General features: G+C 56.3%; 9 protein-coding genes, 1 tRNA gene and 1 pseudogene. 10 read left to right on the top strand and 1 reads right to left on the bottom strand.

Features of this window, described 5'->3' with window-relative positions; all coding sequences use genetic code 11:
• The first annotated feature begins 202 nt into the window (after positions 1-202).
• The 6 genes from KGB29_RS28515 (at position 203) to KGB29_RS28490 (ending at position 7408) form a co-directional block, all read left to right on the top strand.
• On the top strand, positions 203-1027 hold the full coding sequence (locus tag KGB29_RS28515; RefSeq protein ID WP_150812013.1) for an FkbM family methyltransferase: 825 nt from the start codon (positions 203-205) through the stop codon (positions 1025-1027).
• A gap of 78 nt (positions 1028-1105) precedes the next feature.
• Positions 1106-1181 (top strand) — tRNA-Thr (locus tag KGB29_RS28510).
• A 173-nt stretch (positions 1182-1354) separates the two neighbouring features.
• Positions 1355-2677 (top strand): tyrosine-type recombinase/integrase, encoded by a 1323-nt coding sequence (locus tag KGB29_RS28505; protein ID WP_223616508.1) that lies wholly within the window; start codon positions 1355-1357, stop codon positions 2675-2677.
• A 909-nt stretch (positions 2678-3586) separates the two neighbouring features.
• Positions 3587-4567 carry an integrase domain-containing protein gene (locus KGB29_RS28500; RefSeq protein ID WP_223616507.1) on the top strand — a complete coding sequence of 327 codons (981 nt, stop codon included), beginning with the start codon at positions 3587-3589 and terminating at the stop codon, positions 4565-4567.
• The gene (locus KGB29_RS28495) at positions 4564-4839 is read left to right on the top strand and encodes a hypothetical protein (RefSeq protein ID WP_223616506.1); all 276 of its coding nucleotides are present in this window, start codon (positions 4564-4566) and stop codon (positions 4837-4839) included. Before KGB29_RS28500 ends, KGB29_RS28495 begins: the two co-directional genes overlap by 4 nt.
• A gap of 196 nt (positions 4840-5035) precedes the next feature.
• A complete protein-coding gene (locus tag KGB29_RS28490; protein WP_223616505.1) occupies positions 5036-7408 on the top strand; it encodes a TOTE conflict system archaeo-eukaryotic primase domain-containing protein in 2373 nt (790 codons plus the stop codon).
• Positions 7409-8018: 610 nt separating this feature from the next.
• Here KGB29_RS28490 and KGB29_RS28485 read toward each other — a convergent pair.
• Positions 8019-8249, bottom strand: a pseudogene (locus KGB29_RS28485) (transposase); the annotation flags it as partial.
• Positions 8250-8724: 475 nt separating this feature from the next.
• Between KGB29_RS28485 and KGB29_RS28480 the strand changes: the two are divergent.
• The 4 genes from KGB29_RS28480 to KGB29_RS28465 are packed head-to-tail and all read left to right on the top strand — an operon-like array spanning position 8725 to position 11779.
• On the top strand, positions 8725-9507 hold the full coding sequence (locus tag KGB29_RS28480) for a transporter substrate-binding domain-containing protein (RefSeq protein WP_154861232.1): 783 nt from the start codon (positions 8725-8727) through the stop codon (positions 9505-9507).
• Positions 9508-9562: 55 nt separating this feature from the next.
• On the top strand, positions 9563-10291 hold the full coding sequence (locus KGB29_RS28475) for an ABC transporter permease (protein WP_057712432.1): 729 nt from the start codon (positions 9563-9565) through the stop codon (positions 10289-10291).
• Entirely contained in the window at positions 10288-10998 is a 711-nt protein-coding gene (locus tag KGB29_RS28470) for an ABC transporter permease (RefSeq protein ID WP_057712433.1), read from the top strand. Before KGB29_RS28475 ends, KGB29_RS28470 begins: the two co-directional genes overlap by 4 nt.
• A 16-nt stretch (positions 10999-11014) precedes the next feature.
• Complete coding sequence (locus tag KGB29_RS28465) at positions 11015-11779, top strand: ABC transporter ATP-binding protein (RefSeq protein ID WP_102671510.1); 765 nt, start codon at positions 11015-11017, stop codon at positions 11777-11779.
• Positions 11780-11852: the final 73 nt, after the last annotated feature.

Here is an 11852-nt window from a genome sequence, read left to right as displayed (position 1 = left end):
AGAACGGATCCACAAATTCGGCCTAAACCCAGTGCGCTGCCAATGGCATTGTGCATAAGCATTTAATCAAAACGACATAAATGCCTAATCCCGGATCGCAGACAGGGGAAATTGCACCCTTTCATTACTCTTGATATACACACACGCAAGGGCGCCGGCAGCGCGGCCACGAACAAGAACATTCCTCCGACAGGATGCGCCAGTGACGTTCATTTCCTACGCACAGAATTTCGAAGACATACGCCTGTGGCGCGCCCTCAAAACCGTCGAGAACGGCTTCTACATCGACGTCGGGGCAAACGATCCCACCCATGACTCCGTCACCAAGGCGTTCTACGACAACGGCTGGACCGGCATCAACGTCGAACCGATGCCCAACTATTTCGAAGCCCTGAGCCAGCAACGTCCCAAAGACATCAACCTGCAGTGCGCTGCCGGGGAAAGTGCTGACGAACTGACCTTCTACGGCATCGCCGGCACCGGCCTCTCGACCCTGGACCCGGCCATGGCCAAACTGCACCGAGACGCCGGCATGGACGTGCGCAACCAAACGATCAAGTCCCGCACCCTGGCCTCCATCTGCGAAGAACACGCCCAGGGCCGCGCCATTCACTTCCTGAAAATCGATGTCGAAGGCCACGAAGAAACCGTCCTGCGCGGCATGGACTTCAGCCAATGGCGGCCATGGGTGATCCTTATCGAAACCCCCTGGGCCCGCGACCAGGCCTGGGAAACCCTCGTCACCGACGCCGGCTACCACTCCATCCTGTTCGACGGCATCAACACCTACTACCTCGCCGAAGAACACCTGAACCTCAAACCCGCCTTCGACATCCCGCCGTGCAACCTGGACGAGTTCCAGTTCTGCAAAGGCCACAAGTTCAGCCACCCCGTCAGCGACGCCGAACACCAGCTCGCCGCCGCCCTGCAACGCGCCGAGCAGGCCGAAGCACAGCTGCGCGCGATGCAAAACAGTCGAACCTGGCAAGCCATCCAGAAACTCAAGAAAACCCTGCTGCGAGCCTGACCTGAAGCCCGCGCAAAAATAGTCAAAATTCAGGGGTTTACAGAAGCCAACCAATCGCTATAATCGTCGCCCTGACACGCCGGTATAGCTCAGATGGTAGAGCAACTGACTTGTAATCAGTAGGTCCCGGGTTCGATTCCTGGTGCCGGCACCATACAAGGTTCCAGAGAAGGCTTTCAAAATCTCTGAAACCCCCGAAAAACCCGCCTTCTGGCGGGTTTTTTCGTTTTAGCGTTCCGTCGGGTTACGTCAAAATCTGGTGGATTCCAGCCGTTTTAGGGGTAGATTTAAGGGTACACAGCCAGTTCGATAAAAGGGAGTACCCTTATGTCGCGCACCACTGCCCCACTCAGCGATTCGGCCTGCCGCTTGGCAAAACCCACTGATCGCGCCTATAAGCTTTTCGACGGCGACGGCCTCTACCTTCTAGTCCAACCCAATGGCCGTAAAGGCTGGCGTCTCCGATACGTCAAACCTGACGGCAAAGAAGGGCTCACCTCGTTCGGTAACTATCCTGTCATTAGCCTCGCCGACGCTCGCCGCAAGCGCCTGGAAGCCAAGCGCCTCTTGGCCGAAGGGATTGATCCAGTCGAGAAGAAGCAGAAAGCCAAGGCCGACGCCGCAATTAAGGGGCGAACATTCGAAAGTATCGCAATGGCGTGGCACAAACAAATGTCGACGAAGTGGGCGCCAGGTCATTCCAAAACGGTGATGAGCCGCCTCAAGACCCATGTCTTTCCACTTCTTGGCGCTCGGAATATCGCAGAATTGGATACGTTCGACCTTCTCCAACCCTTGGAAGCGATCAAGCTACGGGGAACAATTGACGTCGCGTTAAGGGTACAAAACTACCTGCAAAGCATCATGCGCGAAGCCAAACGCTCTCGACTGATTACCGCGAACCCTGCGTACGACCTCGAAGGCTCGATCAAAGCTCCGCGAGTAGTTCACCGGCCTGCCCTACCCTTATCGCGTTTGCCGGAATTACTCGTACTCATCGATACCTACCACGGGCGAGCACTGACCCGACTTACAGTGCTGCTATCCCTACACGTGTTCGTACGCTCCAGCGAACTGCGCTTCGCCCGCTGGAGCGAATTCGATCTCAAGCGCGGCACCTGGGAAATACCGGACACTCGACCCGCGTTGGACGGAGTACCCTTTTCCACAAGGGGTACAAAGATGGCCGGGGATATCCACCTTGTCCCCTTATCGCCGCAAGCCGCAGCCCTGCTCGAACAGATCCATGTCCTCACTGGCAAATTCGACTTGGTGTTTGCAGGCGATGCCAAGCCCTGGAAGCCAATGTCTGAAAACACGGTAAACAGCGCGCTTCGAAAGATGGGTTTCGACACCAAAAACGAAATCTGCGGCCATGGCTTTCGCTCAATGGCCTGTAGCGCGCTGATTGAATCTGGACTGTGGTCCGAGACCGCTATTGAAAGGCAGATGAGCCACAAGGAACGCAACAACGTCCGCGCCGCTTACATCCACAAGGCAGAGTTTATCGAGGAGCGTAGGCTGATCATGAACTGGTGGAGCCGGTACCTGGAGGCCAACCGGCAGGAGCATGTCACTCCACACGAATTCGCGAACCAGACCGGAGCAAACGTCACTCGCCTAAAAACGAAGCGTGGCGCAACTGAGTAAGCGCTCGGTCTTCATATCTCAGTGATCCGCTTGTCCACGCGGGTCCATCCAACCAGGGCTGCAAAGCCGCCCTGGTTGGATGGACCTCACTTAAAAAATCTAATGCCCACGCAACTGTCTGTGGAAAACCACTGATATCCACCGGTGGATAATTTCATCCACAGCCGCAGAACCCCCAAAAAATCGAGCCTTGACCGAAATTATCCACAGGCGTAGAAAAGATCGTGCCAGCGCTGTCGTTGACAGCAACCCAGGTAGCCAGAACCTTTAAAGCTACGCCACTCCGTGGTGGTTCTCCCCCAAGTGCGATTAGCGTCCGGCGGCTCGCACAGTCACAGCAATGTGATGGATGCCTACTTCTCAGCTTTGCCTACTACGGCAAAATCCACCCTACCCGGCTGCCCTGCAGCAACCTATCCGCTTGGCCATTTCACTGCGCCAACCTGCGTCCGTCTCTTTCTTCCGGAAAGAGACGGACGCTCCTACCGCTGCTGCAGCCCAACTCGTACAAGGCTTTGCGGCATTCCCCCTCGTGATAATCGGCGTGACAAACACCGAAATCACCAGCAACAGCGATGCAGATGATGGTGCCGCAGCCCACGGAATGGACTGCACCTGACTGACAGTCAGGTATGCCCCGGTCGTCGCTTCACTGCCTTCACCTGACTCAGGATCTCGCGGCGCTGGTCTCGTCAGCCAATGCAGCCTCCACCCGCCCACTTCCTCGGAAGTGTTCAGGAGGCCAGATCATGAGATGCCCAAGCTCCCGGTCGTAAGGAGCCGCCAGTCCCGCGTTAGTGGACAACCCTCACAGGTCGCAGGGGCCTTGATCCCTGATAACACTCAACATTCTTGGCGGGATGACGTGGGGGAAGGTTTTAAGAGTTTGGCTTCGAGAGGAATGTGATCATGGCGTTGGTCGGTAGACGGGATGGGCGCAATTTTGGCTATGGTCGGCAGCTGAGCTATGCCGGGCCGCAAGCGCTAAAAGATCTGTTTGGCGGCGGGCATTACGGCACGGTGAAGGCGCACGGTGATCGCTGGCAGGCGTTTGTGCGCTGGTGTCGGTCGGAGGATGGCCCGGGGTTTAACGATGCTCGGCAGATTGATCGGCAGACCTTGTTGGACTATGCCGGACATCTGCGGCAGCAAGTTGAACAAGGGGCTATCTGCATCGCCACCGCGCAAAATCGGTTGTCCAGTGTCAACCGAACGATGGCTGCGCTTCGCGGTGATCAGTATGTGAAGGTGCCGAGCCCGAGCAAGGCGTTAGGAATGCGGCGCACCAGTGTTCGTCGCTCGGTGCCACAAGGCCAAGACCGCGAACACGTGAAGCGGATCGTCGACGCCCTCTGCGGACATCAGCAGCCACGTGCTGCCGCCATCGCGCAGTTGGCGCGAGCAACCGGGATGCGCTTGCGTGAGGCCATCTTGGCTGACCTTCCGCGCCTGCAAAGAGAAGCCGAAAACTACGACAAGATCAACATCCAGGATGGCACCAAAGGTGGCCGCGGCGGCGCAACCGCGCCTCGTTGGATCACGGTGGATGACCATATTCGCGAAGCGCTCAGGTACGCCGAACAGGTCTCTCCCGACGGTAGCCGCAACCTCCTGGCACCGAACGAGAGCTACCTTGATTTCCAACGGGAAATCGTCCGCCCCGCCCGAGATATCCTCCATACGCACAACCTCAAAGGCTTCCACGAACTGCGCGCGGCTTATGCGTGCGAACGCTATGAGCAGATCACCCATCACCTAGCGCCCATCAACGGTGGCAGGTGCAGGCGCCTCGATCCACGCCTTGATCGAGAGGCCCGCTTACAAATCAGCTATGAGCTGGGACACGGTCGAATCGACGTGGTATCGGCGTACATCGGTGGTCGGGTATGAATAAACCATTCGATATGGAGATCTTCTTGTCTGGGGCACTGACTGGCGCACATGCCACACGCGAACGTCACATCCGCCAGACCAAGACTATTCAAGCAGCCATTTCTGAACGCTGGAGCCGAGATAATCCATGGACATGGCAAAGAAAGCATCTCGTTTGGTTTTTGAACCATCACATGAGCTCAAACTCGAAATCGACGCGCTACTACTACCTGCTGACCACAAGCCTGATCACTCTGCGCCTAGGAAAATCCTGGAATTTTCCACGTTAGCCGAATGCCAGCAACTGCGCGCTCTGTATCCCTCACCGGCAGATTGAGCCAGCCAACGACTTGACGGGGATTAGGGCGGACCTCTTGAGCCCCTGAACCTAACCTCTGTTGTTTGATAACCTCTATGTATTACTGATGGACTGAGGGTTGTAGCTCGAGGCTACAGGCTTCACCTGAGACGTAGAGGCTGAAGGCGGTGATAAACAGTAGTCTGGTGGCGAAGCTAAGGGCTGAGAATGCAAGATTGGTTGCCTTGCTGGATGCTCATGGCATCGAATGGCGCCCGCCTGCTGAGCCAGTCAAGATAGCGATTGTCCAAGCAGAACAATCACAGCAACTCGATACTGATGGAAAGCTTGCCCTATTCCGAAGCTTGTTTCGTGGTAGGACGGACGTTTATCCCATCCGCTGGGAAAGCAAGGCAGGCAAATCAGGATACGCACCCGCTTGCGCAAACGAATGGAGGCCTGGCGTTTGTGAGAAGCCCCGAATTAAATGTGGCGACTGCGGTAACCGCCAGCTGCTTCCGCTGACCGATGAGGTGGTCTATCGCCATCTGGCGGGCGAAGTGGTCGTTGGTATCTACCCCCTACTCTCTGATGACACTTGTTATTTTTTGGCGGTCGACTTCGATGAGGCCGAATGGCGTGATGATTCCAAAGCTTTTGTGCAGTCATGCCATGAGCTGAACGTCCCGGTGGCGCTGGAAATATCGCGCTCAGGCCAAGGGGCTCATGGCTGGATTTTCTTTGAGCGTAATGTTCCTGCCTGCGATGCGCGCCGCCTCGGTGCCGCAATCATCAGTCATGCCTGTGAGCGCACCCGCCAGTTGGCGCTCAGCTCCTATGATCGACTGTTTCCAAACCAGGACTATATGCCCAAAGGCGGCTTTGGAAATCTCATCGCGCTCCCTTTGCAAAAGCGGGCCAGGGCTCACAACAACAGCGTTTTTGTAGACGACTCGCTTGAGCCTCATCCTGATCAATGGGCCTTCCTGGCATCGATTCAGCGCATGAGTCCAGAAGATATCCAGCCCGTTATTATCCAGGCGATGGGTAATCGGGACCCTCTAGGGGTCGCCTATGTCGATGACGAAGGTGATGCAGAACCTTGGAAAGATCGTGAATCGAGATCACGTAAATTGACATGCCCGTTGCCTGCTGCTGTCAACATCACGCTGGCTAACTTAATTTACTTTGAAAAGTCGGAATTGCCACAGCCATTGGCAAACCAGCTTGTCCGGCTCGCTGCCTTTCAAAATCCTGAGTTCTACAAAGCTCAGGCCATGCGCATGTCAGTGTGGAACAAGCCAAGGATTATCGGCTGTGCCCAGAACTTCCCCAAACATGTTGCGTTACCACGTGGCTGTTTGGATGCTGCGCTGGAGCTTTTAGGGGAAAACGGGGTTACCGCTATTCTTAAAGACGAACGCTTCGCGGGCGACCCCATCGACGTGAGTTTTCTCGGGACCCTGCGTTCTGACCAAGAGGCTGCTGTCAGCGCAATGCTAAGTCATGACACCGGTATCCTCTGCGCACCGACTGCTTTCGGTAAAACAGTGAGTGCTGCTGCGTTGATTGCCGCACGTGGCATTAACACGTTGGTGCTTGTGCATCGGACGGAACTGTTAAGGCAGTGGCAAGAGCGCTTGCAGGTGTTCTTGGGAGTCGGGAATGGTGTCGTTGGAACTCTTGGAGGCGGAAAAGCGAAGCTTACCGGCATCATCGACATTGCCGTAATGCAGTCGTTATCGCGAAAAGGCGAGATCAGCGATCAGGTAAAAAACTACGGCCAGATCATCGTTGATGAGTGTCATCACCTATCAGCAGTGTCATTCGAGGCACTACTGAGGAGCGCGACCGCGCGGTACGTGCTGGGACTCACGGCAACCCCAGTGCGCCGAGATGGGCAGCAGCCTATTATTTTCATGCAGTGCGGACCGATCCGACATTCTGCTGCTCGGCCAGCGAATGCGCCTCATGACCTATCTGTCGTGCCTCGATTGCTGTCCAAACCAATAGTGGTCCCCGACGGCTTTGGGATTCAGGACGTTTTTCGGCGTCTAGCCGACGACTCTGAGCGGACAGCCAAAATCGTCTCGGAGATTGAGCTGGCGTACAACGAGGGTAGAAAAATTCTAGTGCTAACGGAGCGGACGGAACATGTGGATGCCCTTGAATTAGAATTGAAGCAGCGTGTGCATAACCTTTTCACGCTTCATGGGCGAGTGCCTAAGAAACAGCGCCTTTCCCGTATGCATGAGCTTGAGTCCCTTCCCCCTGATGCTCCACGGGTGCTGTTGGCAACAGGAAAACTAGTAGGTGAAGGCTTCGATCACCCGCCGTTGGACACGCTGGTGCTGGCAATGCCCATCTCATGGAAGGGAATCCTTCAGCAATATGCGGGGCGGTTGCATCGATCGCATGCCGATAAGGCCGACGTGCGAGTGATCGACTTCGTTGACGAGGGTAATGTCGCGCTGCTGAGGATGTGGGATAAGCGCCAGGCGGGTTACAAAGCGATGGGCTACCGTATGGCTGATTCCATGGCCACCATGGACCTACTCTAACTCTAACGTGGTTGACAGTTGACACATATACGGCCCCACGTTCATAGACGAATGACCGGCCGCTGTGGGGTCGACTCCGGCCCTTCGCCGTTAGTCACGTCAAGCAAGATCCTCAGGCGTACGAGGACCTTGAGGTAGTGTTAGAGGTAGAATCGCACAGGACTTTAAATATTAATCAGCTAATTCAATAGCTTATAAAATAGTTCGACTCCTGGTGCCGCACCATATAGAATAACGACTTAGGCTCACCTTACGGTGGGCCTTTTTCGTTTCTGGCTCCAGACTCCTTCAATTTTCCCCGTTCGTTCCCCGTTTCGTGCCCGCCACTTCCTAAGTTCTTGAGCCGCCTCAAAAATATTGGGGAGTTGCACAGCGCAGCTCTTTATTGAGGCGCTATGGGAAATTGCAGTCCACCGCGATTGGCAGCAACCGGCCCAGGCTGTGTGAAAACGCACTGAGTACATCGAAAACTGTGGGCTACGGACGTTGCCTGCGAAACTGGCAGACGGAAGCGCGAATTACCCTAGTCAGCTACATAGGCGTTCGTAGTTGCTGTTTTGGCCGCGTCAGCAGCCCAAACAACCAATCACGGACGATCAAGCGGCTGGATTCACGCCCTGATCGCTTCAAGCAGTCCTGAGATGCCGAAGATGCTCATCATTCGTTTGAGGTTGTAGGCGAGTACATGAAGGCTCATCTCAGTACTTACCCTTGGTAGGGTTTTGGTCAGGAAGTGGGTACTTCCCATCCAGTATTTGAGCGTTCCAAAAGGATGTTCAACGGTCTGTCGGCGACGCCTCATCATCGTTGGATCATTTTCCAGCCGTACCTGCATCGCATCTCCTCAAGCACCTGACACATCCAACTGGTCAGGTGGAATGCAAATGGGTGGGCGAGTCGACGGAGTTATCAGCCGCACGTCGCTCCGTAGTGTCAGGGCTTGGGCAGTACCAGGATGCGATTTTCGCGTCCGCGAAAATGGAAGCTACCTCATGCTAATCACCCTGTGTGCCCCTGCTCAAAAGTTGAACGGGAACAGTTGAACACCTGGGGCAGTTTTCGGTCAGCGGCAGCATGCCAAATCATCACATAGTCAGTATTGCTCGTCATAATGACCATTAATTCGTTAAATCAACGCACTTTTCGTCTTATCGTCGCACTCGCTTGCTTCTAGACTACTTTCCCCTGCGGGCTCTGCCTTCTTGTTCACCAGGAGCGCGACCTGTCGAGTGTTACTTCTTCCATAGTGTCATACGAGTTCCATAACAGTACTCATGTGTCACAAGCGCTCATGTTGGTCCTTAGGAATAAAAACAATGAAAAGAAAATTTCTGACCCTTTCTGCGTTGGCTTTGTGTGTAGCTGCCGGTTCCGCGCTGGCCAAGGAGTACAAGGAGTTGCGCTTCGGCGTTGACCCCTCTTATGCGCCGTTCGAATCCAAGGCCGCCGATGGCAGCCTGGTGGGCTTCGATATCGACCTGGGCAACGCGATCTGCGCTGAGCTGAAGGTCAAGTGCAAGTGGGTTGAAAGCGACTTCGACGGCATGATTCCCGGCCTCAAGGCCAACAAGTTCGATGGTGTGATCTCTTCCATGACCGTCACGCCGGCACGTGAGAAAGTCATCGATTTCTCGAGCGAGCTGTTCTCTGGCCCGACCGCGCTGGTATTCAAGAAAGGCGCGGCCGTCGGCACCGATCCGGCTTCCCTCAAGGGCAAGAAAGTCGGCTACGAGCAAGGCACCATCCAGGAAGCCTACGCCAAGGCCGTGCTGGACAAGGCTGGGGTAGAGACGCAGGCCTACGCCAACCAGGACCAGGTGTACGCCGACCTGATCTCCGGCCGCCTCGATGCCTCGATCCAGGACATGCTGCAAGCCGAACTGGGCTTCCTGAAGTCGCCACCAGGCGCCGACTTCCAAATCAGCGAACCGGTCGAAAGCCCCCTGCTGCCAGCCAAAACCGCCGTGGGCCTCACCAAAGGCAACGCCGAGCTCCAGGCCTTGCTGAACAAAGGCATCAAGGCACTGCACGACAATGGCACCTATGCGGCCGTCCAGCAGAAGCACTTTGGCGATCTGAATCTCTACAGCGGCCAATAATGACCCTGCGCCCATTTCCGGATGGGCGCTTTCTGGATTGACGTAGGGCTGCCCAATGTTCGAAAACCTGTTGATGATCCTGGGGCTGTCAGGCTTCAGCCTCAAGGGCTTTGGCCCGCTGTTGCTGCAAGGTTCCTGGATGACTGTCAAATTATCCTTTCTGTGCTTGCTGGTGAGCGTTGGCCTGGGCCTGATCGGCGCCAGCGCCAAGCTTTCGAAATCGGCACTGCTGCGCGTCCCTGCGCAGGCCTACACCACACTGATCCGCGGGGTGCCGGACCTGGTGCTGATGCTGTTGATCTTCTACAGCCTGCAAACCTGGCTGACCAGCCTGACCGAAGCACTGGGCTGGGACTATATCGAAATCAACCCCTTTAGCGCCGGGGTCATTACCCTGGGCTTCATCTACGGGGCGTATTTCACCGAAACCTTCCGTGGCGCCATCCTTGCCGTACCCCGAGGGCAGATGGAAGCGGCTACCGCCTACGGCCTGACCCGCGCCCAGCGCTTTCGCCTGGTGGTGTTCCCGCAAATGATGCGTTTTGCCCTGCCGGGCATCGGTAATAACTGGATGGTGATCCTCAAGGCCACCGCGCTGGTGTCGATCATTGGCCTGGCCGATCTGGTCAAGGTGGCCCAGGACGCTGGCAAGAGCTCCTATCAGCTGTTCTTCTTCCTGATACTGGCCGCCTTGATCTATTTGGTGATCACCACCGTTTCGAACTACGTCTTGCGCCGGATGGAAATCTTCTACGCCGCAGGCACCCGGGAGGCCGTGCGATGATCGAGCTACTGCAGGAATACTGGAAACCGTTCCTGTTCCAGGACGGCACTCACATCACCGGGCTGGCCATGACCCTCTGGCTGCTCAGTGCCTCGATCTTCTTCGGCTTCGTGATGTCGATCCCGCTGTCTATAGCCCGGGTCTCGACCAATGTCTGGGTGCGCTGGCCGGTGCAGTTCTACACCTACCTGTTCCGTGGCACACCGCTGTATATCCAGTTGCTGATTTGCTACACGGGGATATACAGCCTGGCCGCGGTACGAGCTCAGCCAGTGCTGGATGCGTTCTTTCGCGATGCGATGAACTGCACCATCCTGGCGTTCGCCCTGAACACCTGCGCCTACACCACGGAGATCTTCGCCGGGGCGATTCGCAGCATGGCCCATGGTGAAGTCGAAGCAGCCAAGGCCTACGGCCTGACCGGCTGGAAGCTGTACACCTACGTGATCATGCCGTCCGCCCTGCGTCGCTCGCTGCCTTATTACAGCAACGAAGTGATTCTGATGCTGCACTCGACCACCGTGGCCTTCACCGCGACCATCCCGGACATTCTGAAAGTCGCGCGGGACGCCAACTCGGCGACCTTCCTGACCTTCCAGTCGTTCGGCATCGCCGCGTTGATCTACCTGGCAGTCACTTTCTCCCTGGTCGGCCTGTTCCGCCTGGCTGAACGCCGTTGGTTGTCCTTCCTCGGCCCGGCTCACTAATTCAGGATGCTTGTTCATGTACAAACTGACCGTTGAAAACCTGCACAAAAGTTACGGCAACCATGAAGTCCTCAAGGGCGTTTCACTAAACGCCAGGACCGGCGATGTGATCAGCCTGATTGGCGCCAGTGGTTCGGGCAAGAGCACCTTTCTGCGTTGCATCAACTTCCTGGAAACGCCCAACGACGGCGCCATGAGCCTGGACAACCAGCCGATTAAAATGGTCCATGACCACCACGGCATGCGCGTGGCCGACGCCAATGAACTGCAACGCATCCGCACTCGCCTGGCGATGGTGTTCCAGCACTTCAACCTGTGGAGCCACATGACCGTGCTCGACAACATCACCATGGCCCCGCGCCGAGTGCTGGGCGTCAGCAAGAAGGACGCGGAGGATCGCGCCCGGCGCTACCTGGACAAGGTCGGTTTACCGGCACGGGTTGCCGATCAATACCCGGCGTTTCTCTCGGGCGGTCAGCAGCAACGGGTCGCCATTGCCCGTGCCCTGAGCATGGAACCGGAGATCATGCTGTTCGACGAGCCGACTTCGGCCCTGGACCCGGAACTGGTGGGCGAAGTGCTCAAGGTGATCCAGGGCCTGGCCGAAGAAGGCCGCACCATGATCATGGTGACCCACGAAATGAGCTTTGCGCGCAAAGTGTCGAACCAGGTGCTGTTCCTGCACCAGGGACGGGTCGAAGAACAGGGTGCGCCCGAGGACGTATTAGGCAACCCCAAAAGCGAGCGCCTGAAGCAGTTTCTAAGCGGCAACCTGAAGTAAGTCCCATAAGCAGACATATCGTTTCGGTCACGGTGTTCGATAGCGCGTATCAGCAAGGAAAAATTGTGCCGAG

Source organism: Pseudomonas sp. BF-B-30, from assembly GCF_019956305.1.
Classification (GTDB): Bacteria; Pseudomonadota; Gammaproteobacteria; order Pseudomonadales; family Pseudomonadaceae; genus Aquipseudomonas; species Aquipseudomonas jessenii.
The sequence above is the reverse complement of the archived record's forward strand: the minus strand, read 5'-3'. Positions and strand labels throughout refer to the sequence as shown.

What these genes read in the sequence shown, in the direction of transcription:
- KGB29_RS28505 (WP_223616508.1), top strand. Translation starts at nt 1,355, where the DNA reads ATGTCGCGCACCACTGCCCCACTCAGCGATTCGGCCTGCCGCTTGGCA.
- KGB29_RS28500 (WP_223616507.1), top strand. Translation starts at nt 3,587, where the DNA reads ATGGCGTTGGTCGGTAGACGGGATGGGCGCAATTTTGGCTATGGTCGG.
- KGB29_RS28495 (WP_223616506.1), top strand. Translation starts at nt 4,564, where the DNA reads ATGAATAAACCATTCGATATGGAGATCTTCTTGTCTGGGGCACTGACT.
- KGB29_RS28480 (WP_154861232.1), top strand. Translation starts at nt 8,725, where the DNA reads ATGAAAAGAAAATTTCTGACCCTTTCTGCGTTGGCTTTGTGTGTAGCT.
- KGB29_RS28475 (WP_057712432.1), top strand. Translation starts at nt 9,563, where the DNA reads ATGTTCGAAAACCTGTTGATGATCCTGGGGCTGTCAGGCTTCAGCCTC.
- KGB29_RS28470 (WP_057712433.1), top strand. Translation starts at nt 10,288, where the DNA reads ATGATCGAGCTACTGCAGGAATACTGGAAACCGTTCCTGTTCCAGGAC.
- KGB29_RS28465 (WP_102671510.1), top strand. Translation starts at nt 11,015, where the DNA reads ATGTACAAACTGACCGTTGAAAACCTGCACAAAAGTTACGGCAACCAT.